Genomic DNA, 24768 nt, shown 5'->3' with positions numbered 1-24768 from the left:
GGGCGTAGTAGGGGTGTTCGCGTTCGTCGCACAGGCCGGTCAGGCGTAGGCCCGGGCCGGATGGTGACGGGCCCAGGAGGCGGGCGTAGCGGCCCACGTTCATCGCGCCGCCCATCGACAGCACGCAGACTCCCTCGGCGGGCAGGTCCCGGCCGCGGGCGGTCGCGAGCGCGTCCACGGCTGCGACATCGCTGGGGCCTTCGAGGAGTACGGCGACCCGCACGCCGAGTTCCGCGGCCAGTTCGCGCGCCGGTTCACCGGGGTCACCGGCCGCCGACGCCCACTCCGCGACCGCCTCCCGGAACCGGTCCATTTCCCCCGTGCTCACCATGCCCACCATGGGACGAGTCTCCGCCCCACCCCGGCCGACCCGGTANGGCGTGCGCCGCGGTGGAGCGGACGAGGTGGCAGGCGCGGACGGAGGCCAGGTCCAGCTCCACCGAACTGTCGGCGATCGCGGCGAACACCCGCCCGCCCACGGTCCGGTCGGTGACGTGGACCCGGCCGGCGCACGCCTGCATGGCCATGGCCGACGGGGCGAACACCGCGACGCCGACGGGGAGTCCGACCGAGCAGACGTGGTCCAGCACCGAGGCCACGACGTCGACCTCGACCGGGCGTTACGCGCCGCCTCGGTAGCGGTGGAACGCCGACCGTCGCGCCATCCCGCCGTCCACCAACACCGCGTCCAGCTGGGCGAGTTGGTCACCCTGCTCCCAGGCGGCCGGAACCTCGGGAGCCGTGGACCGCGGCCCGCCGCCCGATGCCCCCGCCTGCACCGTGGGGGCCAGCCCCGCCAGCAGGCGGTCGCCCTCCGACAGCAACTGCCCCTGGTGCACGGTCCGTCCGGCCGGGTCGAGGAGTCGCAGGGCTACGGCGTCCTCGTCCCGCGCGATCACCGCCGCCGCGATCCCGGCGGGGTCGACGCGGAGTGCGATCGACCCGGGTCGGATCGCGAACGCCTCGCCGCGCAGGCTCGGTTGCGGTCGGTGTTCAGCTCCCCGTTGTGCGCCATGAGCCGGAACGGCTGCGCCATGGTGGGGTGCGGCTCGGTGTTCGTGGAGAAACGGGTGTGGAAGTAGAGCGAGCGGACGGAGTGCCGGGGGTCGTTCAGGTCGCTGAAGTACCCAATGACCTCACCGGAGTTGAGGCGTCCCTTGAGGACCTGGGTGCGGGCGCTGAGCGACAGCGGGTACAGGCCCGCGTAGGTGTCGTCGGCGTAGGCGACGGCCTCGATCGCGAGCAGGGCGCGGTGCGCGGCCGCGTCCACGGCGGTGCGTGCCCAGTCCTCCGGGGCGCGGAACACCCACTGCACGAGGGGGAGTTGGTGCGGTTCGGCGGCGGGGCGGGCCACGCTGTGGTCGACGGGTACGTCCCGTACGAGCAGCAGCTCGAAGCCCTGGTCGGTGATGCTGCGGGCGACCAGGGCGACGGCCGCGGCACGGCGTGAAGTGTCCTTCGGTACGAAGCAGTTGGCGACGCCGAAGTGACCGGTGCGCAGCGGCTCGCCGGTCAGCGCGCCGAAGAACTCCACCGACAGGTCGACGCTGACGCCCGCGCCGTCGCCGACCCCCTCGGCGGACTTGCCGCCGCGGTGCGGGATGGCGCGGAGCGCCTCGTCGCCCTTGCGGATCACGTCGCGACACGGCGTCCCGTCGAGACGGGTCAGGAAACCGACACCGCAGTCACTGTGGTCGCGGGCAGGGTCGTACAGACCGAAGGTCGAGTGATTCACGTGCCCGTCCTGTGAGCGGATTGCGGCTGCGGACGGCCAGGCTGCGTCGGTGAAGCGCTCGCCGCGGGCGGACCGGGGTGCGGTCGGGGCCCTTAGTGGTGCGAAAGGGAAAGGTAAGGGTTACCTAACTTCCACCGCAAGTGTGTCCGCTGGTCGGACGGGGGTGTCGGACCTGCGGGGTCAGCTGATGTGGTCCGTCCAGCCGACCTTGAGATAGGTCGTCCGGATGCTCGGGTCGGGGCCGGGGGCTCCCTCCTCCAGGATGCGGCTCGTCTTCGGGTCGATGATGTAGCGGTTGTAGTAGTCGTAGGGGAAGGGATACTTCTTGCCGGTCGGCGCGGTCTTGAGGGGCAACATGTCCGTGCCGTGGACGTGGACGACGATCGCGGTGCCCGGACGGCCGTGACTGTCCTTGACCCCGGGCTTCATGGTCACGTCAGGGCTCTTCGCGACGATCTGGTAGAGCGCGGATCGCAGGGCGGGGCTCGCGGGCGACTCCGCCAGCAACCTCATGATCTGCTCGATCCGTTCCTGGGGATTCTTCGGGAAGTAGGCCTTCAACTTCTCAGGGTCGGTGGGCAGTTGGCCGAACTGGGTCCAGGGCAGGCGTCGCTTGCCCACGTTCCAGCTGTCGATGGTGTGGCCGGACCAGACCAGCTTGCCGTTCGCCGCCCGGGTCCAGGTGAAGCGGGACCCGTCGTTGTACACGGTGTACTGCGCCGTGTGCCGACCGTCCTTCGCCCAGAGGCTGACCATCCAGTACTTTCCGTGGGTCACCGGTGTCTCCTTCGAGACCTCGGCCATGTCGTTGAGGAAGCGCGACCCGGCCGAGGCCGTCGCCGCGGGCTTGCCGCCCATGTCCACTACCGGGTACACCGTCGCGCCTGCGGCGATCGCGGCCACCGCCGCGACCGCGACCAGGACGCGCCGCCCGCGACGGGAGAGCCGGCGCCGCCGGGCGACGGGCTCCGGCTCACCCGGGGGTGCGAGCGCCGCCGTGGGCCCGTCGCGGCGGGCCGCGCCGAGCGGTGTCGTGTTGTCGTGCGCCACGGCGGCGAGTGCCTGTTCGTTCTCGCGGTCCGCGATCAGCGCCAGCATCTCGCGTACGGCCATGATCTTGTCGTCCGTGGGCGGGGCCACCGTCCCGGCCGCGACGAGTTCGTCCGCGCCGGGGAAGTCGAGGAAGTCGTCGCGTTCGGTCAGATCGGTCACGTCGGTCATGTGCGTTCTCCGGTCAGGTCGAGGGGGGCGCCCGAGCGCATCCGGTTCCGGGCGCGGTGCAGACGGGTACGGGCCGTCGCGGCGGGTATGCCGACCACGGCGGCGGCCTCGCTGGGCGTCAACTGCTCCCAGGCGACCAGCAGCAGCAACTCCCGCTCGGACGCTGGAAGTTGGCCGAGGAGCGTGCGCAGTTTCGGCGCCACCGCCGCCGCGTCGAGGCGGCTGTCCACCGCCTCCCAGGGATCGTCGTCCCCGTCGGTACGCGGGAGGTCGGGGCGGGCCGTCGCGATCCGGCGCCAGTGGGTGGAGAGCACGTTCCTGGCCACACCGAACAGCCAGGCCCGTACCGACCCGCGCTCCGGGTCGAATCCGTGGCGCGTCGCATACGCCTGGAGCCACAGCTCGGCGAGCAGATCGTCGGCGGCGGTGGGCGCGCGGCGCGCGAAGTAGCCGTGCAGGGCGGTCGAATGGCGTTGCACGAGCGGTTCGAAGGAGGCTGGGTCGCGAGCCGTACGGCTCAGCAGCTCCTCGTCGTCCGGGCCCGCTGTCATGGGACCTCCGTCTCAGGACCGCCGAACGGCGGTCTCTCACCCCCTACTTGGCGGAAACCCCCGACAGCGTTCGCGGGCCGGTCACCGGACGCCCGGCCTCAGACCAGCCGCCGTAGATCCTCCAAGTACCGCAGGACGGCCGCGACTCGGCGGTCCACCTGGTCCGTGGGGGACAGGTCGAGCTTGGCGAAGATGCTGCGGATGTGTTTGTGGACGGCGCCGTCCGTGACGACGAGCCTCTCGGCGATGGCGGAGTTGCCCAACCCCTCGGCCATCAGGGCGAGCACGTCGCGTTCGCGGGGGCTGAGGCGTTCCAGGCGGGTGTCCTGGCGGGAGCGGGTGAAGAGCTGGGCGACGACCTCGGGGTCGATGGCGGTGCCCCCGGCGGCGACCCGGTGCAGCGCGTCGAGGAACTCCTCGACCCGGCCCACCCGTTCCTTCAGGAGATAGCCGAGCCCGTTCACACCGCCGCCGAGCAGTTCGGTGGCGAAGCTCTGCTCGACGTAGGCCGACAGGACGAGCACCGCCAGTTCGGGGCGGCGGCGCCGGGCCTCGACGGCGGCGACGATGCCCTCGTCGGTGTGCGTCGGCGGCATCCGTACGTCGAGGATGGCGACGTCCGGCTTGTGCACGTCGATGGCGTCGAGCGCCTCGTCGGGGGTGCCGGCGGTGGCCACCACGTCCAGCCCCTCGGCGCGCAGCAGCAGGGCGAGCCCCTCGCGCAGCAACGGGTCGTCCTCGGCGATCACGATCCGCATGACACGTTCCCTCTCATGTACGTCAGGAGCCACTGGGGAGATCCACCGTCAGGACGGTCGGGCCGCCGGGCGGGCTGGTCAGGGTGAGACTGCCGTCGTGGGCCGCGATACGGCGGCGGATGCCGGTGAGGCCGGAGCCGCCGTCCTCTCCCCCAGAGCCGAAAGCCTGGGAGGTGCCCCCAGCTCCGCCCCGGCCGTCGTCCTCGACGGACAGCACCAGTCGGCCGCCGCTGCCGCGTACCCTGACGACCGCGTGCCGCGCGCCGCTGTGCTTGGCGATGTTGGTCAGTGCCTCGGCGACGACGAAGTAGGCGGTCGCCTCGACGGAGGCGGCGCAGCGCGCGGGCACGTCGACGTCGATGCGGCACGGCACCGCGCAGTCCGCGGCGAGACCGGACAGCGCGCCCGCGAGGCCACGGTCGGCCAGTACCGGGGGCAGGATGCCGCGTGCGACCGTGCGCAGTTCGGCCAGGGCCTGTTCGGCGGCGGACTGGGCGCGTTCGAGGAGTTCGTCGGCGCCGGCCGGGTCGCGGGCCACCATGCGGCGGGACGCCCCGATCAACACGGCCACGGAGACAAGGCGGTTCTGCGCACCGTCGTGCAACGAGCGCTCGATGCGCCGCAGTTCGGTGGCGTGCGCGTCGAGGGCGGCGGCCCGGGTGGCGGTCAACTCCGCGACACGCAGGGAGAGATCGACGTCGGGACCGGCCGCCAGGAGCCGTCGCCCGGGGTCGGACTGGAGCCGGGCCATGCCGGGCGTCAGCCCCAGGACGATGGCGATCCAGCCCACGCCCAGCAGCGCCACGGCGAGGGCGTCCGGCCAGGTGTGCGCGTTGCCGACGCCCAGGGAGGTGGCCGTCGTGTTCGCGGGCAGGAACGTCCAGTACAGCGGGAACGTCGTGTCCCGCACGGCGAGGGCCGGCAGCAGGGCGCCGAGCAGCCCGAGCAGCAGGCCCAGGGTGGAGTGCCGTACCAGCCAGCGCAGTTCGCGGCGGGTGGCGGCGTCGACGAGGGCGAGCCGCAGCCGGGTGGGCGGCGGCTCCGGGGCGACGACCTCGGGGCCCCGGCGGGCGAGCCGCTCGCGCTCCCGGCCGGCCAGGGAGTGCAGGGCACGCAGCAGCGCGGGCGCCATGAGCAGCCCGACCCCTACGACACTCGTCGCGGCGGTGACGGCCAGCCACAGCACCAACAGCGCAGCGAGCACTGCCGTGTTGAGCCCGGAGACGAGCTGCGCGAGGGCCTGGCCCGCGCCGCTCAGGGTCCGTAGCGCGAGGTGCCGGACGCTCTCGCGCGGGACGGCTGTCCCACCCCCGGCCTCGCTCGTGCTGCTGGCTGTCATACGAACGACCCTATGCCGTACGGCAGTTCCGCGCGGGCGCGGAACGGCAGGAGTACAGCCTGCTGTACCTCGTATCCGGTGGGCTGCGGGATCGGCCGCGAGGGGTGCCGGTCCATAGCGTCGACGACGACAGCGGAAGCCGTACGCAACCCCAGGAGCAGCCCCGATGCAACACACGACGACCCCCGATCCCGCTGATCCCGTCGACCGGATCGGGGCCGGGGACATCGCCCGCGCGCTGCTCTGGATCGTGGTGGTCGCCAGCGCGCTCGCCAACATGGCGGCCTCCTACGGCGGCGCCGACACCTGGGTGCACCTGCTGTGCGGCGCGGTCACCGTGCTGTGCGCGGGCACCCTCGTCGTACGGAACCTGCGGGGCCGTCGATGAACACCACGGTCACTACTGCGGCCATCGCCCTGGAGGGCGTCAGCAAGGCCTACCCGGGAGGCGTACGGGCCCTGGACGACGTGTCGTTGACCGTGGAGCGCGGCACCTTCCTCGCCGTGATGGGACCCTCGGGCTCCGGCAAGAGCACGCTGATGCACTGTGCCGCCGGGCTCGACTCCCCGACATCGGGCAGTGTCCGGATCGACGGCCACGAGATCGCCGGGCTGAACGAGACCCGCCGAACCCAACTCCGCCGTGAACGCGTCGGGTTCGTGTTCCAGGCCTACAACCTGATCCCCTCCCTCTCGATCGAGGACAACATCACGCTCCCGCTGCGGCTGGCGGGCCGCCGTGCCGACCGCGACTGGCTGCGCACCCTGGTGGAGCGGGTCGGGCTGGCCGACCGGCTGTCCCATCGCCCGGCCGAGCTCTCCGGCGGCCAGCAGCAACGGGCAGCCGTCGTACGGGCGTTGGTGGCGCGGCCCGCCGTCGTGTTCGCCGACGAACCGACCGGCGCGCTCGACCTGCGCAGCGCCCACGAGGTTCTGGATCTGCTGCGCGACCTCGTGAACGACCTGCGTCAGACGGTCGTGATGGTGACCCACGACCCGGCCGCCGCCGCCCGCGCGCACCACGTGCTGGTGATGGCGGACGGCCGGGTCGTCGAGGCTCTCAAGGCGCCGACCGCCCCCGAACTGGCAAGCCGTCTCGTCGAGTTGGGAAGGTCCTGAACCATGTTCCGTCTCGCACTGCAGATGGTCGGACACCGGATCACCGCACTGATCGCCGTGGCCTGCGCGGTCCTCGGCGGTGCCGCGCTGCTCACCGCCACCGGTGTGCTCGCCGAGTCCGGCCTCCGCTCCCACCTGCCCGCCGGCCGGCTCGCCGGAGCGTCCGTCGTGGTCGCCGCCGACCAGGAGTACCACCCGGCGGGCGACCTCCCGCTCGCGCTTACGGAACGACGCCGGGTGCCCGCCCAACTGGTCGGCGAACTGGGCGAGTTGCCGGGAGTCACCGGAGCGGTCGGCGACCTGAGCTTCCCCGCCGCACTCCTCGACGCCCACGGGCGGGTCGTAGCGGCGAAGGACCCGCAGGTGGCGGGGCACGGCTGGTCCTCGACCGAACTGCTCGCCGGTGCGCCGCACATCAACGGCGGTGCGCCGACCGCCTCCGACCAGATCGCCGTGGACAGCGTCACGGCCGCAGCGGCGGGCATCGAGCCGGGCGACACGGTCCGGGTCGTCGTCAACGCCCGCCCGGCCAGAGGCTATCGGGTCTCGGCGGTGGTGGACGCGCCGGGCGCGGGCGTCTACTTCGCCGACAAGTCGGCCGTAGGACTGTGCAGTTGCTCCGGCCGGGTCGACCTGGTGGGGCTGCGTACCGCGCCCGGTGCCGAGGCGAAGGTCGCGGCCGAGGTGCGTACGAAGCTGAAGGGCACCGGGCTGCTGGCCGTCACCGGGGCCGGGCGGGGCGACACGGCCGCGCCCGGGGCCGGGGCGTCCCGGTCGCTGCTGGTGCTGCTGGCCGGTTCGCTGTCCGGGATCGTCGTGCTGATCACCGGGTTCGTGATGGCGAGCGCGCTCGCCGTGTCGATCGGCGGGCAGCGCCGTGACCTCGCGCTGATGCGGGCCGTGGGGGCCAGCCCGAAGCAGATCAGGCGGCTGGCCGCCGCGCAGTCCACCGTCGTGGCCGCGGTGGCGGTCGCGCCCGGCGTCGGGCTCGGCTATCTGCTCGCCGGACAGTTCCGGCGACTGCTCGCCGACCGTGGGGTCGTGCCGCCCGAACTCCCGCTCACGTACAGCCCGTTGCCCGCGTTCGCGGCGATCGTGCTGCTGCTCCTGGCCGTGCAGGTGTCCGCCCGCTGCTCGGCCTGGCGGACCTCGCGGATGCCGGCCACCGAGGCGGTCGCCGAGTCCCGCAGCGAGCCGCGCGAGCCGTCGCGGACCCGGACGCGGATCGGGCTCGTCGTCATCGCCGTCGCGATGGTGATGTCGGCGCTGCCGCTGTTCTCCCGTACGGTCATCGGCGCCACGGCCACCTCGATCGCGGGAATCGTCGGGGCGATCGGCCTGGCCATGGTGGGTCCGGCGCTGGTGCGGGGCATCGGCGGTGCGGCGGTCCGGGCGACGCGGCACGGCGGTTCGGCGTCGACCTGGCTGGCCATGGCCAACCTCCGCGCCTACGCCCTGCGCAACGCGGGCATCGTCTCCACGCTGGCGATGGCGGTCGTGTTCGTGCTGACGTACACCTTCACCCAGACCACCGTGCTGGCCGCCACCGCGCACGACACCAGCACCGGAACACTGGCCCAACTGCGGCTCAGTGCACCTGGGTTGGGCGGCCTTCCCGCCGACACACTTGCCGCCGTGCGGAAGACGGCCGGGGTGCGGGCCGCCGCGCCGGTCGGCACGACGACCGTGGTGTGGGAGTACGAGCAGTTCGGCGACAAGGCCGCCGAGTCGGGTGCCGCGACGGTCCTCACCCCGGACGCGGCGGGCGTCCTCGACCTCGATGTGCGGGACGGCGGCCTGGACCGGCTCACCGGCGCGACCGTCGCCGTCGGCAGCGATGTCGCCCGTACCCGCGCCGCGACGGTGGGCCGCACGGTGAGTCTGGTCCTCGGCGACGGCACCCACGTGAAGGCGAAGGTCGTCGCCGTGTACGGGCGGGGCCTGGGCTTCGGCTCGGTGGTGCTCTCCCACGACCTCGCCGCCGGACACACCACGACGGGCCTCGACCAGTCGCTCCTGATCCGCACCGACGGCACGGCCGCGGCCCGGCAGCACCTGACCGCGCTCGCCGCCGACCGCCCGGGTCTGGTCCTCGCGCCCGCCAACTCCCCTTCCACCGGCGGCCTTTCGGACGCCCCGCCCGAGGTGTGGATCAACCTCGCCGTCATCGTGGTCCTGCTCGTCTACCTGCTGCTGAGCATCGCCAACAAGCTGGTCGCGGCCACCGCGCAGCGCCGGGTCGAACTCGGCGCCCTCCGCCTCAACGGCACCACCCCACGGCAGATCCGCGCCATGATGCGCCGCGAGGCCGCGGTCACCGCCGCCACCGCGCTCACCACCGCCCTGCTGCTCTCCGCGGTCCCCCTCGCCCTCCTCGGCCAGGGCTTCCTGGGCCGCCCCTGGCCGGCGGGCCCGGTCTGGCTGCTGCCCGCGCTCGCCCTCACCGTCACGGCGACGGCCTTCCTCACCATCGAACTCCCCACCCGCCAGGCCCTGCGGACCCCACCGGCCGACGCGATCCGCGCCCAGTGAGGCGCTTCGCTCAAAGTCCGCGACCTCGCGGGCGAAGCGCATCTCGTGGGCGAAGCGCATCTCGCGGGTGACGACGACCATCGTCGTGCCCTCGGCGGCGATCTGTCCGTCCCCCTCTGGGGCCCGGACGCCCGCGACCCCCTCGACGTCTGCCGCCCGCTCGGCATCGAGGTGTACCGGCCCGACCCCGCACTCCTGGCCGGGTGGACCCCGCCGGCCAGGGTCGCCTGCCGCAATCTGCACGGGATGCGGCGGCCCGAGTACGGGGACGGTCCGGCTCGGGGATGATTCCGGGACGGGGATGACTCCGGGACGGGGATGACTCCGGGACGGGGGCGACTCCGGGACGGGGGCGACTCCGGGTACGGAAATGATTTCGCGACGGCTGTGAAAGGAACCGGCCGGGGCCGGACAGGACAGGTCGTGGAATCCATGACGGAACAGGAGACGCGCCGGATGCGGCGGGCGCGTTTCGAAGGGCTGGCCCAGGTGGTGGTGGATCCGCTGCACCGGTATCTGGTGCGGCGCACGAGCACCGAGACGGCCGAGGACGTCCTGTCGGAGACGATGCTGGTGCTGTGGCGGCGCCTCGACGACGTCCCCGGCCTCGGCGACGATTCCGCGTCCCTTCCCGACCCCGACGACGTACTGCCCTGGTGCTACGGGGTGGCTCGGGGGTGCCTCGCGAACGCCCGCCGCGCCGACGGGCGCCGACTCCGGCTGGTGGAGCGGCTGATCGGGACCCAGCAGCGCGCTCCGCAGGAGGCCGCCGAGCACAGTGAGCTGCATGCCGCGCTCGACTCCCTCGGGGCGGCGGACCGCGAGGTGGTGCGGCTGTGGGCGTGGGAGGGGCTGGCGCCGCGGCAGATCGCCGAGGTGACCGGCTCGACTCCCAACGCGGTGAGCATCCGGCTCCATCGCGCGAAGGCGAGACTCGCCGACCAGCTGGGGCGAAAGAATGACGCACGGCCCGGACACAAGAGCGATGAAGGAAGGAGCGGTCAGTGAACGACGACGAGTTGCTGGCCCGGCTGAAGGCCGCGGACCCGGCGCTGACCCGCGATGCTCCGCCGCCCGACATCGACCAGCTTGTGGAGGACACCTTGAACACCACCACCGCGGATGCGCTCCGGCCCGCGAAGACCGCCACGGTACGGCCCCGCCGTCACCTCCTCGGACTCGCGGCGGCCGTCGGCCTCCTCCTGCTCGGCGGCGGCATCGGGATCGGCGTCATGGCGCACGGCGGCGGTGGCACGGCGAGCACGGGTGGCAACCAGGCCAAGCACAGCGGGAGTTCGGCCGCCGCCGGGGCCCTGAGGCTCACCGCCGCGGGCGGCTCCGCCAAGTGCGTGGCGCCCACCCCCGACACCCTGCGCGGATACCCGACGCTCTTCATCGGAACGGTCACGTCCATCAAGGGCACCGTGGTCACCTTCCGCGTCGACCACTGGCTGAAGGGCGGCACCGCCCGCACGGTCGTCCTCGACAGCGACACCAGCCGCCCGGAGGCGCTCACGTTCATCGACGGCGACCGCTACGTCGTGGCCGCCAAGGACGGCGTGGTGCCCGTGTGCGGCGCGAACGGCGTCACGGACGACGAGATCGCCAAGTTCCGCCAGGCGTACGGGAAATGACCCCAGGCCCCGGCCACCGCGGCGCGCTCGCACGCCGGTGGCCGGGGATGTCACCGCCGCACTCCCCTTCCCGCGGCACGGCGACCGCAGTGTGACGAACGTCCGTCCGATCGAGTGGACTCGCAGGGACGCGCAGCGCAGGAGAACCTTCCGCCGGACTCCGGATGGTGGCGTGGCCACCTCAACCCCCAACCGGAAGAAGCGCCCGGCATGCGACGTACTCCTTCCCGACGCCTGGTGGCAGCCGCGCTGCTGGCGGCGTCCGTACTGATCCCGACGGCAACCACATCCGCCACGGCTACGACGACCGCGGCAACCGTCTCCTTCGCGGGCGGCGACCGGGACCACTGCCCGGCGGGCCCGGCGGGCGGCCTCGGTCGTACGACGACCGCCCGGCTGGACAAGGCCGTCGCCGACGTCCGCCGCCAGGCCGGCATCCCCGGTGTCGTCGTCGGGCTGTGGATGCCCGGCAAGGGGTGCTACGTCCGCGCGACCGGCGAAGCCGACACCGTCACCCACCGCCCGATGACCACCGACCTGTACGCGCGCATCGGCAGCGAGACCAAGACCTTCACGGTCACCGCGCTGCTCAGGCTCGTCGACGACGGACGGATCCGGCTGGACGACCCGATCTCCCGCTATGTCCGCGGGGTGCCGAACGGCCGGCACATCACGCTGCGCCAACTCGCCGAGATGCGCAGCGGACTGTTCCCCTACACCGCCGACCCCGGGTTCGTGCAGGATCTGCTGAGCGACACCAGCCGCTCGTTCACCCCGCGCGAGGTGCTCGCGTACGGCTTCAAGCACGACAACACGTTCGCGCCGGGCACGCGGTTCGAGTACTCCAACACCAATCTGGTGCTGCTCGGCCTGGTGATCGAGAAGGTCAGCGGGCAGCGTGCCGCCGACTTCATCGACCGGCAGGTGCTGCGCCCGGCCCGCCTCGGGCACACGCTGCTCCCCGGCGGCCCCGAGTTCCCCGACCCGCACGCGCGCGGCTACACCAACCAGACGCTGAGCGGCGCGGTCGCCGACGCCACTGACTGGAACCCCAGCTGGGCCTGGACGGCCGGGGCGATGATCTCCGACCTGCACGATCTGCGCAGCTGGGCCAGGACCGTCGCCACCGGCACGCTCCTCAGCCCGGAGACCCAGCGGCAGCGGCTCAGGATGCTGCCGACCGGCTTCCCCGGCCTCAGCTACGGCCTGGGCATCTTCGAGAGCGGCGGCTGGATCGGCCACAACGGCTCCATCCCGGGCTACGAGACCGTGACCGTCTACCTCCCGTCGCTGAAGGCCACCCTGGTCGTGATCCTCAACACCGACATCACCTACGGCGGCCAGGAACCGTCCTCACTCGTCGCCCGCGCGGTCACCGAGATCGTCACCCCGGACCACGTCTACGACCGGCCGGTCCCGTCGAACCCGGAGTCCCTCCGCTAGCGGTCCCCCTCGAACGGAGGCGGCACAGGGACGAGGAAGCCCCCTTTCCCGTCCCTGTGCCGCCCGCACCGCACCGGCCTAGTCGGCCGGCCCGCCGAGGTCCGCTTCCTCGGGCAGGATCTCCAGGTCGATGTCCGGGCGGCCGAGCAGCGGGCCCAGCGCGAGACCGCGCTCCGGCGGCCAGAACTCGGGCGTCGCACCGGGTACGGGGTCGTCGCCACCCTCCAGCCACAGGCCCTCGCCCCCGCCGGGGGTGAAGAAGGACACCATGTGCGCCTGCTCGCCGGTGCGGTTGCGGAACCGGTGCCGGGTGCCCCGCGGCACGAACACGAAGTCACCGGCGTCGGCGACGAAGGTCCGGTCGCCGTTCAGGAACTCCAGCGAACCCGAGACGACGTAGAAGGACTCGTCGGCGCTCTTGTGCACGTGGGCTATCGGTCCGCCGCCCGGGGGCACCCGGCAGACGGTGAAACCGAGTGCGCCGTCGGTGGCGTCGGCCGTCGCCAGGGTCTCGTAGACATCGCCGGACATCCACTTGACCACCCCCTTGTCGGCGGGGACGTGCAGGACGCGCGGACGGTAGTAGTCCGCCGTCGCCGCGCCGTCGTTCGGCAGTGCAGTTGTCATGTCGTGTCCTCGCAGGGCATGTGTCGGAAGAGTCGGAACAACTGGCTGGGGTGATACGGGAGTTCAGTGGATGCCGAACTCCCGGGCCTGTCGGGTGGCGGCCCGGATGCCCTCGGTGAAGGGCTCGCCGTGGCCGGGCAGCACCAGGTCCGCCGTCAGGAAGTCCAGGCGGTCGAGGGCGGCGAGCGCGGCCCCGCTGTCGTGGGTGAAGCAGCGGCTCACCAGGGTGGGACCGGTGCGGTGGGTGAAACCGTCGACGGTCACCAGGGCGTCGCCGGTGAACAGCAGTCCCCGGTCGGCGAAGAAGTACGCGGCGCTGCCGGGTGTGTGACCCGGCAGTACGACGGCCCGGGGCGCGCCGGGCACCTCTTTCATCACCCGGTCGGCGTCGAACTCCCGCGCACCGAGCACCGGGCGGGCGGTGAACGCCCCGGAACGGGCCAGCCCCAGCGGGAGCGCGAGCGCCGCGGGCCTGCGCAGCAGATACGGCAGCATCGACCGCTCGGGCTTGGCGTGCTTCATCGCGCTGCGCGGACCGTCGCGCAGGATCGCGGCGTCCCCCTCATGAACCCAGAGGTCGGCGCCCGCCTCCTGGAGGGGGCGGGCCAGACCGGTGTGGTCGGGGTGGCCATGGGTCAGCAGCACGGCGTGGATGTCCGCCTCGCCGCGGCCGAGGTCGGCCAGCAGCGCGCGCAGCTGCGCGAGGTGGGCGGGCAGTCCCGCGTCGACCAGGACCAGACCGTCGGGGTCCTCGATCAGGTAGAAGTTGACGCCGTGGTCGCCGAGGCGGTGGACACCGGCGGCGACCTGCGTGGGCGCGGGACGGGACATACGAGCCTCCGGCGACCGGACAGTATTCGATACAGTCGACTGTAACAGAATTGGATGGTGCGCCGATGACGGACGGGACGCCACGTCGGTCCTACAACTCCGAGGGCCGCCGCGAGGCCGCGCGCCGCAACCGGGCCGCGGTGCTGACGGCCTGCCGCGAGCTGCTCTTCCGGGAGGGCTACCACGCCACGACCGTGCGGGCCGTGGCCGAGCGGGCGGGTGTGTCCCCCGAGACGGTGTACAAGTCGTTCGGCGGCAAGCCGGGCATGGTGAAGGCCCTGTGGGACATCACGCTCGCCGGGGACGACGAACCGGTGCCCATGGCGGACCGCCCGCAGGTCCAGGAGTTCCTGGCCATACGGGAACTGGACACCAAGCTCCGGCTCTACGCCGCGTACGTCCGCGGAATCCACGAACGGGTCGCCGCCCTCTTCGCCCTGCTGACCCAGGCCGGCCCGGACGTCGGCGAGGTCCTGGACACCGCCGAGCAGGAACGCCTCACCGGCGTCACCACGTTCGTCACCCACCTCGACCAGACCGGCGCACTCGCCCCGGACGCGGACCCGGCCCACCTCGTGGACATCGTCTGGGCCCTGGCCGGCCCCCAACTGTTCACCCAACTCACAGCGGGCCGCGGCTGGTCCACCGCCACCTACGAGCAGTGGCTGACCGACACCCTCACCGCGACGATCGCTCCCCGTCCGCCGCGGAGGGGCGAGCCGCAGTGACGGGCCAAGTGGCCGGGCGCGCGCCGCTGGAAGAGGACCTTCTGACTGATGCCGGCCGAGATCCGGTCGGCCTTGGTCTTCGCGCGCAGCTCGTCCGCGGTGGTGCCGACGTAGTCGCCCTTGGTCTGCCTGGTCTGTGTTGTGCGTGCTGTCTGTGCTGTCTGTGCTGTCCTCTGTGTCCGCTGTGTGTCCATGCGCCCACTCTGCGACGGGCCGTCGGCCGGCGCATCGGCGCAAGGTCTGCGGTGGGTACGACTTTGGTCGATGCCGATGCCTACCGATGTGCGCTGGTCGCTGCCGCCGGGCGCTGATCACTGCCGGCGTGCGCTGCCGCGCCGAATGCGCTGGTCGGACCCCGACCAAAGGTGGTCGGTGCGTCGACTTCCGGCCGTGTCGCGGTGGGGTGTCCGCTTTCTACGCTCGCGGGACGTTCTCCTACGCCCATCTGCGGCTCGCCCCCACGCCGGGGTCTGCAGAAAGCTGACCGACCGCTGCGCCCGTACGAACGCCAGGTGCTCGTCGGCGCCGATCGGCTCAACTGTCAGACTCCGGGCTGCTGTTCGGGCTCGCTCGCTGTGGACCATGCCCTCAGTCAAGGCGGCGCGGTGTTGCCGGCGCGTATGCGGTTTCCGATACGCGGACGATATGGGCCGCTCGTTTCGCAGCTGCGGCCGCCCACAACTTGCTGCGGCCGCCCACAACTTGCTGCGGCTGCCGACAACTTGCCTCGGCCGCCCACAACTTCAGGCGGCCTCACGCGTGTTCACCAGCTGATCCCCGCCGCCACCGGCAAGTGGTCGCTGCCCGTGGCCGGCAGTACCCACGACCGCGTCGGCCGCACGCCCCGCACCAGGATCTGGTCGATCCGGGCCACCGGGAACCTCGCCGGCCAGCTGAAGCCGAAGCCGTCCCCGGCCGTGTCCTGGGCCGAGCGCAGTCGTGAGGTCACGCCCTTGAACTCGCGGTCGTCCGTCGTGCCGTTGAGGTCGCCGAGCAGCACCACCCGCCGGTCCGGCTCGGCGGCGACGGCCTTGGCGAGCGCCTTCGCGCCCCGGTCCCGGTCGCCCGTGCTGAAGCCGCTGCTGGGCAGCACGCGGACGGATCCCAGATGGGCCACGTACACCGCGAGCGGTCCCCGGTCCGTGGTCACCGTGGTGCGCAGCGCCCGGTTCTCGGCCGCCCTGGCACCGGCCGGCAGGCGGTCCGCCAGCGGCCCGACGTCCATCGCGGTGTCGACCGCCCGGGTGTCCGACAGCGGCAGCCTGCTCCACACCCCGACCGTGCCCAGCACCGCGTGGTACGGGTACGCCGTCGCCAGTTCCTTCTCGTACGTGCGACTCGCGCGCGGGGTCAGTTCCTCCAGCGCCAGTACGTCCGCGCCGGCGGCGGCCAGGTCGCGGGCGGTGCCGGTCCGGTCGGGGTTGTCGGCGCCCACGTTGTGGCTGACCACGGTGAGGTCGCCGGGCCCGTGGGACTTGTCGCCGAGCAGTCCGCCGAAGAGGTTCAGCCACACCGCCACCGGCAGCACCAGCGCGACCGTCGCGGCGGCGGAGCGGCGCCGGAGCGCGCGGGCCAGCAGCACCGGCACGACCAGACCGAACCACGGCAGGAAGGTCTCCACCAGGCTGCCGAGCCCCCCGACCCGGTCCGGGATCCACGAGTGCAGCAGCAGGAGCAGCCCGAGCGACAACGCGAGCACGGTCGAGACCGGGGCCCGCTTCCAGGGCCCCGGCCGGATGGCGAGGCGGATCATCCGGCCGACGCGGACCCGGATGCGGACGCGGGTGTGCCGGGTGCCCGTGTCGCGACGGCCCGCGCTTCCCTCTCGCCCGACGCTGTCCACCCGACCGACATCCACCTCTGCGCTCATGCCATCAGTCCAGGCCACCCCGTGTTGCCGCCGCGTATGAACTTTTCGATACGTCACCGATACGCGCGGGCTCGTAGCCTCGGCGGCATGCGTGTGCTGATCGTCGAGGACGAGCCCTATCTGGCCGAGGCCGTCCGCGACGGCCTGCGCCTGGAGGCGATCGCGGCCGACATCGCGGGCGACGGCGACACCGCCCTGGAACTGCTGGACATCAACGCCTACGACATCGCCGTCCTCGACCGTGACATCCCCGGCCCCTCCGGCGACGAGGTCGCCCGCCGTATCGTCGCCTCCGGCAGCGGCGTCCCGATCCTCATGCTCACCGCCGCCGACCGCATCGACGACAAGGCGTCCGGCTTCGAACTCGGCGCCGACGACTACCTCACGAAACCCTTCGAACTCCGCGAACTCGTGCTCAGGCTCAGAGCCCTCGACCGCAGGCGCGGCCACAACAGGCCGCCCGTGTGGGAGATCGCGGGGCTGCGCCTCGACCCCTTCCGCCGGGAGGTGTTCCGCGAGGGACGCCATGTCGCGCTCACCCGCAAGCAGTTCGCCGTGCTGGAGGTTCTCGTCGCCGCGCAGGGTGGCGTCGTCAGCGCCGAGGATCTCCTGGAGCGGGCCTGGGACGAGAACGCCAACCCCTTCACCAACGCCGTCCGCATCACCGTCTCGGCCCTGCGCAAACGGCTCGGCGAACCCTGGCTGATCGCCACGGTGCCGGGAGTCGGCTACCGCATCGACACAGCAAGTGAGGGAGGCCCCCATGGATAGGCCCCCCGGTCTGACGGACAGGCCTCCTGGTCCGACGGACAGGCCCCCCGGTCCCATGGACAGACCCCCCGGCCTCAGCGTCCGCGTCAAACTCACCCTCAGCTACGCCGGCTTCCTCATGGTCGCCGGTGTGCTCCTGCTCGCCGCCGTGTGGGTCTTCCTGAGCCGCGTGCGCCACGTCGGGCTCGTCCTCATGCCCGGCTACCAGGGCGCCGTCGTCCGCGCCTTCGCCCCGATCGCGGTCGTCTCGCTGGCCTGCCTGCTGGTGTTCGGGCTCGTCGGGGGCTGGTTCCTGGCGGGCCGGATGCTCGCCCCGCTGACCCGTATCACCGGCGCCACCCGGCTGGCCGCGACCGGATCGCTCGCGCACCGGATCCAACTGCCGGGCAGCAAGGACGAGTTCCGCGAACTGGCCGACTCCTTCGACACGATGCTCGCGCGGCTCGAAGCGCATGTCGCCGGTCAGCGGAGGTTCGCGGCCAACGCCTCGCACGAGCTGCGCACCCCGCTGGCCGTCTCGAAGACGCTCCTCGACGTGGCCCGCACCGACCCGAGCCGCGACACCGGCGAGGTCATCGACCGCCTCAGCGCGGTCAACACCCGCGCGATCGACCTCATCGAGGCCCTGCTCCTGCTCAGCCGCGCCGACCAGCGGTCCTTCACCCCGGAACACGTCGACCTGTCGCTGCTCGCGGAGGAGGCCACCGAGACGCTGCTCCCGCTCGCGGAGAAGCACGGCGTCACCGTCGAGACCGGCGGCGACATCACCCCGACCACGGGATCGTCGGCGCTGCTGCTGCAGCTGACCACGAACCTCGTGCACAACGCGATCGTCCACAACCTGCCCGTAGAGGGCACCGTGCGGGTGACCACCGAGGTCCGCCCGAGGACGGTGGCACTCACGGTCGAGAACACCGGCGAGAGACTCGCCCCGCAACTGGTCCCGACCCTCACCGAACCGTTCCAGCGCGGCACCGAGCGCGTCCACACCGACCAGGCGGGCGTCGGCCTGGGCCTGGCCATCGTCAAGACCATCACCCAGGCACACGACGGCACCCTCACCCTCACCGCCCGCCCCACCGGCGGACTCCGGATCACCGTGGAACTCCCGGGGCCGATCCCCTAGGTGTCCGGAACGGCATCCCGCCGTCGGCCGGTTCTGATCTCCGTGTGACAATCCCCGCCTTGATGTTCGAACCCGCTCGAAACCATTCGGAGCGGGTTCGAAGAGGGTTCGAAGAGAGATCGGGCTGCCATGCCTTCCCACAGACGCCGCTTCCTAGCCGTCCCGGTAGCGGCCCTCACGGCCCTCGCCGTGGCCCAGGCCGTTACCACCGTCCCGGCCGTCGCCGCACCCGCGACCGGATCCGCGTCCGACGTGTCGGCGACACTCCCCGCGCGGACGACCTCCGCGCCCGCCGCCACCGATCTGTCCGGTTCCGGCCAGACGGTCGTCTGGAGTCAGGCGACCGCGGCCGACACGGGGGCGCACGGCTGGCTCGCCGTCGCCGGAGGCACCCCGCAGGATCTCGGCCGGCTCGCCGGCACGGGTGAGACGGTGACCGTCCACACGGTGTCCGTCCAGGACGGTGTCGTGGCCGCGGCCACCTCCACCAACCCGAACGGCGATCTCGCCGACCACGTGACCCTGCGCCATCTCGGCTCCGGCGCCGAGGACGTCCTCCCGGTCGCCTACGACAGTTCGGGCGCCGCCGGCGACGAGCGCTACCGGGGACAGGCCGGCGACGGCATCCTCGTCCAGCAGAGCTACCAGGACGACACCTCCGCCTACCTGGTCCGCCTGCTGCTGCGCACCCCCGGCGCCTCGGACCGCACCCTCCTCTCCGGCGACGAGCAGTACGAGATCCTCGACTCGGACGCCGACGGCGCCCTGGTGGAGCGGCGGACCGCGCCCGGCTGGGGCTACCAGATCGTCTACGTCGACTTCGCCACCGGTACGACGGTCACCGTGGCCGAGCCCGACACCGGCGAACTCCCGCAGGCCCTGGAGTTCACCCCCGGCCACTTCGGTGTCGTCGACGGCTCGACCCTGACCGAGTGGCAGCGCTCGGCGCCCGGCGACGCCCCGGCCACCGTCGACCTGCCGGTCGCAAACGCCCGTTGGATCAGCGACGACACCCTCGCCTGGTACCAGCGCAACGACTCCGACGCCTCGAACGAACTGTTCGCGATACCCCGGGACGGATCCACCGCGGCCAAGGATCTCGGCGGCACGTTCGGTGACGTGGAGGTCGGCGACGACGGCAGGATGCGTACCTCGCTCTACCGCCCCGACGTCGACGCCGCGTTCCAGACCCTCACCGACGGCCGGATCTCCACCACCGCGGGCGACGCCACGACCATCCCCGCCGGACTTGCCCGGCTGGACGCGCTGGCCCTGTCCGGCGGCACGCTCTACACCGCCGACGACTCGTCCCGCCTCGACGGGGTCGTGCTCCGCTCGGACGTGACGGTCGGTGCGTCCGGGGCCTCGGCGAGCACGCCGTCGCGGGTGCTGGCGTTCTCCGGCGGCCTGGTGCACCAGACGCTGGCCGCGGCCGGCGGACGGATCCTGGTCGAGCAGACACAGGCCGGGATCGCGGGCCAGTTCCAGGTCTACGAGAACGGCACGCAGGTCGGCACACCGCTCGCGTACTCGGACACCTCGGTGGTGGCGGTCGAGGACTTCGACGGCGCGCACGCGCTGCTCTCGGACAAGACCACGGTGTACAACGGCACCCTGCTCCTCTACACCTTCGCGGACGGGCACTCCCAGCGGGTGCCGTCCGGCAGCGCCCTGTCCGACGGCGCCCTGTACACCTCGGAGCGCAACGGCACCACGTCCACCTGGTCGATCCGCCGCACCGACATCACGACCGGCGCGGTCACCACCGTCGCCACGGTGAACTGCCAACCCGGAGGTCTCCAGGTACGCGGCTCCCGCATCCTGGCCGTCTGCGGAGCCGGCACCTCCACCTACCTGCTCCTCACGGCGGGCAGCTCGGCGACCACCACCGTGGACGGCTCCGGCTTCGTCCGCAGCCCGATCCTCGGCACGGACGTCCTCTACACGTTCACCAAGGCCTCCGGCAGCACCGCCGTCACCCTCAACGCCCAGTCCCTGACCGGCACGGACACCGCGGCACACGCGCTCTTCACGCTCCCCGACCGGGCCGACACGGGCGCCGCCGAACGCTGGACGGTCGACCGTGACGCCCCCTGGGCGGCCTGGATGGACGCCTCCGGCGTCACCCACGTGACCTGGGCGGGCGTCCCCACCGCGGCCAAGACCGCGACCGCCCCGACCGGCTTCAGCCCCAACGGCGACGGTTCGTCGGACAGTTGGAGCCCGACCTGGACCTACGACCGTCCGGTGAACTGGACGCTCACCCTCAAGTCCGGCTCCACACAGGTGCGTTCACTGACCGGCACCAGCTCCACCGGCAAGGTCGCCCCGTCGTGGAACGGCACCACGGGGACCGGCACGGCCGCCGCCGAGGGCGCCTACACCTGGACGCTGACCGCGACCGACACGGTCACCGGCCGCCCGGCGGCCGACGCCACCGGCAAGGTCACCCTGCGCCGGACCGTCCCCGCCGCCACCGTCACCGCACCGGCCGTCGCGAGCAGCGCGGGAACCACCGCGGCCGTGCCGGTCACCTGGTCGGCGAAGACGGCGGGCGTGAAGTCGTACGACATCGCCTGGCGCGTCACCACCCGCAACAGTGCGGGCGCCTGGACGCTCGGCCCGCTCCAGACCTGGCGCACCGCGACCACGGCGACGTCGGCGACCTTCGGCAAGTCGGGCAGCCCCGTCAAGCCCGTGCCCGGAGTCACCTACCGCTTCTCCGTCCGCGCCCACGACGACGCCGGCCAGACCGGCGCCTGGAGCAGGACGGCGACCACGGGTATCCCGCTCGACGACCGTTCTACGGCCCTGCACTACACGGGCACGTGGAAGTCGGCGTCCGCAACTGCCGCGTGGGCGGGCACCGTTCGCACCTCCGCCACGAAGGGCGCGTACGTCTCCGTCACGGCGAACGGCACCCAACTCCGCGTGATCGCGACCAAGAAGTCCAACGGAGGCCGCTTCGCGGTCGTGGTGGACGGCAAGACGGTCGGCACGGTCAACACCTACGCGGCGAAGACCGCCTACCGGCAGGTGGTGTTCACCGCCACCCTCGGCACGACGGTCAAGTCCCACAAGGTGCAGCTCAGGGTCCTCGCGGGCAGCACCTCGGCCCGGTCGACGGTCACCCTGGACGGCGTACTGGTCACCCTCTGACCTCACCCGGGGCATGCTGGTGGTCCTGTACGCGCGGGCCGGGAGGTGCCGGGATGCGATGGTGGGCCGGAGTCGGGACGGTCGTCGTGGCGGTCGTCCTGGCGGGGTGTCACGCGGGGGAGAGCGGCGCGAGTCCCAGGGGCGGAAGCCCGTCGGCGTCCGCTTCGCCTGGTGGCTGTGTCGCCGGGCACACGGAGATCACCGTGAGCCCGGGTGACACGGTCGTGCGGCGGCTCTGCGCGCGCCCCGGAACCGTCGTGTCGCTCGTGCTGAAACCGCGCGTGGACGACAAGAGGTGGACGGCCGTGGGGAGTTCCGCGCCGGTCTTCGTCCTCGTGTCCGGCTGGCGGGTGGACGCGGACGGTACGGCCCGTGCCTCGCTGCGGTGCGCGGGAACCCGGGCCGGTGCGGCCGAGGTCACGGCGTCGGCGAAGGCGCCGGATGTCGCGGGCGCGGCGCGGACCGTCTTCACGCTGCACGTGAGTGTGGTGCCGTACACGGCGAAGGGGTGACCCCGGTGGTCCGGGGTCACCCCTGTCGGCTTTCTGCGGGTCAGCGGAGGTCGTGCACGCCGATCGTGTAGATGCCGCGGCCGTGCGTGGCCGCGTACAGCGTCCGGCCGTCCGGGCTCAGCTTCAACTGGAGTACGGCGACGGCCGGGAGGTTCCCGACGCGCTTCCACTGCGTACGGCCCGGCGCGCGGTAGACGACGCCGAGGTCGGTGGCGACGGCGAGGCCGCCGTTGGAGGTGACGACCGCCGAGTTGGTCGGCACGTCGGGGAGGTTCTTCGAGATGTCCTTCCAGGTGGTGCCGCCGTCGGTGGACTCGAAGACGTGGCCGACACCGGCGCCGGGGCCCTCGGTCCAGTGCCGGGAGAAGCCGTTGACGGCGAGGTAGACGTGGTCGGCGTTCTTCGGGTCGACGGCGAAACCGGCGAGGTAGCGGTTGGGCACGGTCGCGTCGACCGGGAGGCTCACGTCGTGCCAGCCGGTGCCGTCCGCGTTGCCGACGGAGATGCCGCGCGCGAAGCCCTGGTTGTTGCAGGGGCCGCACCAGGCCGCGTACACCTTGCCGCCCGAGGCCGCGACGGCGGTCGCGGTGCGGCCGGCGCCGAGGTCGTAGACGCTCTTCCACTCCGAACCGCTGCGGATGGCGTAGCCGTTCGTCTGGACCCAGATGTGCCGGCCGCCCGCGATCCAGGTCGAGCTGTTCTTGATGTCGGCCGTGAGCGGGGCGATGAAGCGGGCCTCGCCGGTGGCGTTGTCGGCGGGAGCCACGCCGTACGACGTGATCTTGCTGGGGTCGGTGACCCAACTGCCGTCGTTCACCGCGCAGTTCTGGGTCACCTGGATGGCGAGGTAGACGTACTCCTGCGCGATATTGCAGCCGTTGGCCGGATCGGTGATCGTGTCGCCGCCGTCACCGCCGAAGTTCGAGCCCATCACGGTGTCGTTGCTGCGCAGGATGGACTGGCCGTTGTCCTGGAGGCCGCCGGTGACGGAGAGGCCGCCGTAGGTCAGATCCTGGCCGACGCCGACCGAGTAGTACTGGAGGGTGTCGATGGTGCCGTCGTTGAGCGAGGTCCAGTCGGTGGCGTGACCGGACGTGTCCTGGGAGCCGTTCAGCGGGCGCTTGTAGACACCGCCGTCGTTGCCGACGTAGACGAAGCTCTTGCCGTGGTAGCTGCCGATCGCGACGCCGTGCTGGTCGGAGTGGGTGGTCGGGTTGCAGTCGCCGGTCTGCTTGGTGGGGTCGATGCTCCAGCAGGGGAAGCCGAAGTTCCAATACGGGCCCACGGTCGACCAGTTGGTGCCGCCGTCCTTCGTCTCGTAGACCTCCTCCAGGCCCGCGTAGACGTGCTCCGCGTTGGCCGGGTCGACGGTCAGGAACTGGTTGTACCAGGCCTGCACGCCGGGCATGTAGCCGCTGGAGGTGAGTGCCGAACCGTCGGCCGCCAGGCCCTTGTAGTCGGCGATCTTCGTCCAAGGGCCGGTCGGGGAACCGGACTTGGAGACGTAGATGCCCTCGAGACCGCTGTCCGGATTGGTGTTGAGCTGCTCCGGGGACTGGTCGATGGCGTAGTAGCGGGAGCCGTCGGCGGAGCGGGCGAAGGTGACGTTGCCTACGTTGTCCGCGTCGGTCGGCAGGTCGCCGAAGCCCGTGCTGATCCGGGTCCAGGTGCCGCCGGCGTCCTTGGTGTAGAAGCCGTTGTAGTCGTCACCGCTGCGCCAGCCGACCGCGAGGACCACCTTCGAGGGGTTCTTCGGGTCGATCGCGATGTCGTTGGCGATGTTCTTGTACGGAGCGGAGGGGTCGTTCGCGAGTGAACCGCCCGGCAGATAGGCCGGGTTGGGCGCGAACTCCAGCTTCCAGGCGCCCTTCAGTGTCTTCGTGGAGTGGCTCCACACGCCCTCGCTGGTCGCGGCCCACACCTTGCCGCCGCCGAAGCGCAGTTCGTGGATGGTCGTGGACTCCAGCTCGTCGCCGCCGACCCGGCCGCGGGCGGAGAACGTGCCGTGGCGGGGGTTCGACAGGACGTAGACACCGCTGCCGAGATACGCGTCCGCGTTGGTCGTCGCCTCGCCGGTGCCCAGCCACAGCCGCCCGGTGCCGTCCAGCGCGAGCGCGCCCGTGGACTGTGCGGGCAGTTTGTCGCTGATGGGCTGCCAGTGGCCGCCGCCGGACCGGGACCGCCAGACTCCGCCGCCCGCGCTGCCCGCGTAGACGTAGCCGTCGTCGTCGGCGGCCATCGCCGCCATCCGGCCGGTCACATCGCCCGAGCCGCCGCTGGAGTTGGAGTCGTAGTCGCGGTAGCGCGGGTCGTCGGAGTTGTACGGCAGGTCGGTGATGTTGCGCCAACTGCCGCCGGTGCTCTGCAAGTTGGTGAGGCTCGTCCAGGCGGCGCCGTACGCGCCGGGTGCGACGACGCCGGGCGAGGTGCGGGCCTCGGCGTACTGGTCGGCGCCCTCGGCTATCTCGTCGGCCTCGTTGCCGTCGTCACCGCCGTCGTCGTCGGCTTTCGCCTTTGGGCTGACGGTGTCCGTCGACTGCCCTCGTTCGGCGGCCAGTTGAGCCAGTGCGCGGACCCCGAAGGGGGTGCCGCCCGAGCCGGGCGCGGCGCCGGCGGGTATCGCCACGAGTGCGGCGGATGCGGTGATGGCGCAGATCGTGAACCAACGTCTCTTGCGGGTCGGTTGTGACACCAGGTCCTCCCGAGCGGGCGCGGATACAGCCGTCGGGACGACCCGACCACCGGGGCCGGGAGGAGTCCGGCATTTGGACAGTCCTTGACCAGAACCTGTCACTAGCGATGGCCGGAAGGA

At 72.2% G+C, this 24768-nt stretch carries 23 protein-coding genes and 1 pseudogene; 12 read left to right on the top strand and 12 right to left on the bottom strand.

The window, feature by feature from the left end; all coding sequences use genetic code 11:
• The 7 genes from JHN45_RS14475 to JHN45_RS14440 all read right to left on the bottom strand — a co-directional run.
• Positions 1 to 340 (bottom strand): TOPRIM nucleotidyl transferase/hydrolase domain-containing protein (locus JHN45_RS14475; protein ID WP_374195615.1); only part of this gene is annotated, 340 nt, incomplete at its 3' end.
• 280 nt (positions 341 to 620) lie between these two features.
• On the bottom strand, positions 621 to 899 hold the full coding sequence (locus JHN45_RS14465; protein WP_201049252.1) for a hypothetical protein: 279 nt from the start codon (positions 897 to 899) through the stop codon (positions 621 to 623).
• A complete protein-coding gene (locus JHN45_RS14460) occupies positions 896 to 1735 on the bottom strand; it encodes a hypothetical protein (RefSeq protein ID WP_307783106.1) in 840 nt (279 codons plus the stop codon). Before JHN45_RS14460 ends, JHN45_RS14465 begins: the two co-directional genes overlap by 4 nt.
• Positions 1736 to 1915: 180 nt before the next feature.
• Positions 1916 to 2956 carry a hypothetical protein gene (locus JHN45_RS14455; RefSeq protein ID WP_201049251.1) on the bottom strand — a complete coding sequence of 347 codons (1041 nt, stop codon included), beginning with the start codon at positions 2954 to 2956 and terminating at the stop codon, positions 1916 to 1918.
• Entirely contained in the window at positions 2953 to 3507 is a 555-nt protein-coding gene (locus JHN45_RS14450; RefSeq protein ID WP_201049250.1) for an RNA polymerase sigma factor, read from the bottom strand. The genes JHN45_RS14455 and JHN45_RS14450 overlap by 4 nt, the downstream gene beginning before the upstream one ends.
• A 98-nt stretch (positions 3508 to 3605) precedes the next feature.
• On the bottom strand, positions 3606 to 4265 hold the full coding sequence (locus JHN45_RS14445; RefSeq protein WP_200712782.1) for a response regulator transcription factor: 660 nt from the start codon (positions 4263 to 4265) through the stop codon (positions 3606 to 3608).
• Positions 4266 to 4287: 22 nt separating this feature from the next.
• Complete coding sequence (locus tag JHN45_RS14440) at positions 4288 to 5604, bottom strand: sensor histidine kinase (protein ID WP_201049249.1); 1317 nt, start codon at positions 5602 to 5604, stop codon at positions 4288 to 4290.
• Between the two features lie 166 nt (positions 5605 to 5770).
• Between JHN45_RS14440 and JHN45_RS14435 the strand changes: the two genes are divergently transcribed.
• The 7 genes from JHN45_RS14435 (at position 5771) to JHN45_RS14405 (ending at position 12332) form a co-directional block, all read left to right on the top strand.
• Complete coding sequence (locus tag JHN45_RS14435; RefSeq protein WP_200712780.1) at positions 5771 to 5992, top strand: hypothetical protein; 222 nt, start codon at positions 5771 to 5773, stop codon at positions 5990 to 5992.
• Positions 5989 to 6723 carry an ABC transporter ATP-binding protein gene (locus JHN45_RS14430; RefSeq protein WP_201049248.1) on the top strand — a complete coding sequence of 245 codons (735 nt, stop codon included), beginning with the start codon at positions 5989 to 5991 and terminating at the stop codon, positions 6721 to 6723. The genes JHN45_RS14435 and JHN45_RS14430 overlap by 4 nt, the downstream gene beginning before the upstream one ends.
• A 3-nt stretch (positions 6724 to 6726) precedes the next feature.
• A complete protein-coding gene (locus JHN45_RS14425; protein ID WP_201049247.1) occupies positions 6727 to 9255 on the top strand; it encodes an ABC transporter permease in 2529 nt (842 codons plus the stop codon).
• A 45-nt stretch (positions 9256 to 9300) separates the two neighbouring features.
• On the top strand, positions 9301 to 9543 hold the full coding sequence (locus JHN45_RS14420; RefSeq protein WP_236583665.1) for a hypothetical protein: 243 nt from the start codon (positions 9301 to 9303) through the stop codon (positions 9541 to 9543).
• Positions 9544 to 9687: 144 nt separating this feature from the next.
• Complete coding sequence (locus JHN45_RS14415) at positions 9688 to 10263, top strand: RNA polymerase sigma factor (protein ID WP_236583678.1); 576 nt, start codon at positions 9688 to 9690, stop codon at positions 10261 to 10263.
• The gene (locus tag JHN45_RS14410; RefSeq protein WP_201049245.1) at positions 10260 to 10889 is read left to right on the top strand and encodes a hypothetical protein; all 630 of its coding nucleotides are present in this window, start codon (positions 10260 to 10262) and stop codon (positions 10887 to 10889) included. The genes JHN45_RS14415 and JHN45_RS14410 overlap by 4 nt, the downstream gene beginning before the upstream one ends.
• A gap of 210 nt (positions 10890 to 11099) precedes the next feature.
• Positions 11100 to 12332 carry a serine hydrolase gene (locus JHN45_RS14405; protein ID WP_201049244.1) on the top strand — a complete coding sequence of 411 codons (1233 nt, stop codon included), beginning with the start codon at positions 11100 to 11102 and terminating at the stop codon, positions 12330 to 12332.
• Positions 12333 to 12410: 78 nt separating this feature from the next.
• On the opposite strand, the gene JHN45_RS14400 is transcribed toward JHN45_RS14405, so the two are convergent.
• Both JHN45_RS14400 and JHN45_RS14395 read right to left on the bottom strand, forming a co-directional pair.
• Positions 12411 to 12959, bottom strand: coding sequence for a cupin domain-containing protein (locus tag JHN45_RS14400; protein ID WP_200712774.1), 549 nt, complete (start codon positions 12957 to 12959; stop codon positions 12411 to 12413).
• A 63-nt stretch (positions 12960 to 13022) separates the two neighbouring features.
• Complete coding sequence (locus JHN45_RS14395; RefSeq protein WP_201049243.1) at positions 13023 to 13790, bottom strand: MBL fold metallo-hydrolase; 768 nt, start codon at positions 13788 to 13790, stop codon at positions 13023 to 13025.
• A gap of 65 nt (positions 13791 to 13855) precedes the next feature.
• Between JHN45_RS14395 and JHN45_RS14390 the strand changes: the two genes are divergently transcribed.
• On the top strand, positions 13856 to 14518 hold the full coding sequence (locus JHN45_RS14390; RefSeq protein ID WP_201049242.1) for a TetR/AcrR family transcriptional regulator: 663 nt from the start codon (positions 13856 to 13858) through the stop codon (positions 14516 to 14518).
• A gap of 452 nt (positions 14519 to 14970) precedes the next feature.
• Here JHN45_RS14390 and JHN45_RS52950 read toward each other — a convergent pair.
• Positions 14971 to 15102, bottom strand: a pseudogene (locus JHN45_RS52950) (peptidoglycan bridge formation protein FemAB); the annotation flags it as partial.
• A gap of 179 nt (positions 15103 to 15281) precedes the next feature.
• Entirely contained in the window at positions 15282 to 16271 is a 990-nt protein-coding gene (locus tag JHN45_RS14385; protein ID WP_236583676.1) for an endonuclease/exonuclease/phosphatase family protein, read from the bottom strand.
• Positions 16272 to 16475: 204 nt separating this feature from the next.
• On the opposite strand from JHN45_RS14385, the gene JHN45_RS14380 reads away from it, so the two are divergent.
• The 4 genes from JHN45_RS14380 (at position 16476) to JHN45_RS14365 (ending at position 21956) form a co-directional block, all read left to right on the top strand.
• Positions 16476 to 17159 (top strand): response regulator transcription factor, encoded by a 684-nt coding sequence (locus JHN45_RS14380; protein ID WP_200712763.1) that lies wholly within the window; start codon positions 16476 to 16478, stop codon positions 17157 to 17159.
• A 55-nt stretch (positions 17160 to 17214) separates the two neighbouring features.
• Positions 17215 to 18285 (top strand): HAMP domain-containing sensor histidine kinase, encoded by a 1071-nt coding sequence (locus JHN45_RS14375; protein ID WP_201049240.1) that lies wholly within the window; start codon positions 17215 to 17217, stop codon positions 18283 to 18285.
• 129 nt (positions 18286 to 18414) lie between these two features.
• The gene (locus JHN45_RS14370; RefSeq protein WP_201049239.1) at positions 18415 to 21444 is read left to right on the top strand and encodes a hypothetical protein; all 3030 of its coding nucleotides are present in this window, start codon (positions 18415 to 18417) and stop codon (positions 21442 to 21444) included.
• Positions 21445 to 21647: 203 nt separating this feature from the next.
• Positions 21648 to 21956: an acetyl-CoA synthetase gene (locus tag JHN45_RS14365; protein ID WP_201049238.1), complete on the top strand. Its 309-nt coding sequence runs from the start codon at positions 21648 to 21650 to the stop codon at positions 21954 to 21956.
• 40 nt (positions 21957 to 21996) lie between these two features.
• Here JHN45_RS14365 and JHN45_RS14360 read toward each other — a convergent pair whose 3' ends face one another.
• Positions 21997 to 24648, bottom strand: a complete 2652-nt coding sequence (locus JHN45_RS14360; RefSeq protein ID WP_201049237.1) for a glycosyl hydrolase — start codon at positions 24646 to 24648, stop codon at positions 21997 to 21999.
• Positions 24649 to 24768 lie beyond the last annotated feature (120 nt).

This window comes from Streptomyces sp. MBT53 (genome assembly GCF_016654115.1).
Classification (GTDB): domain Bacteria; phylum Actinomycetota; class Actinomycetes; order Streptomycetales; family Streptomycetaceae; genus Streptomyces.
This window is presented reverse-complemented; position numbering and strand designations above follow the sequence as displayed.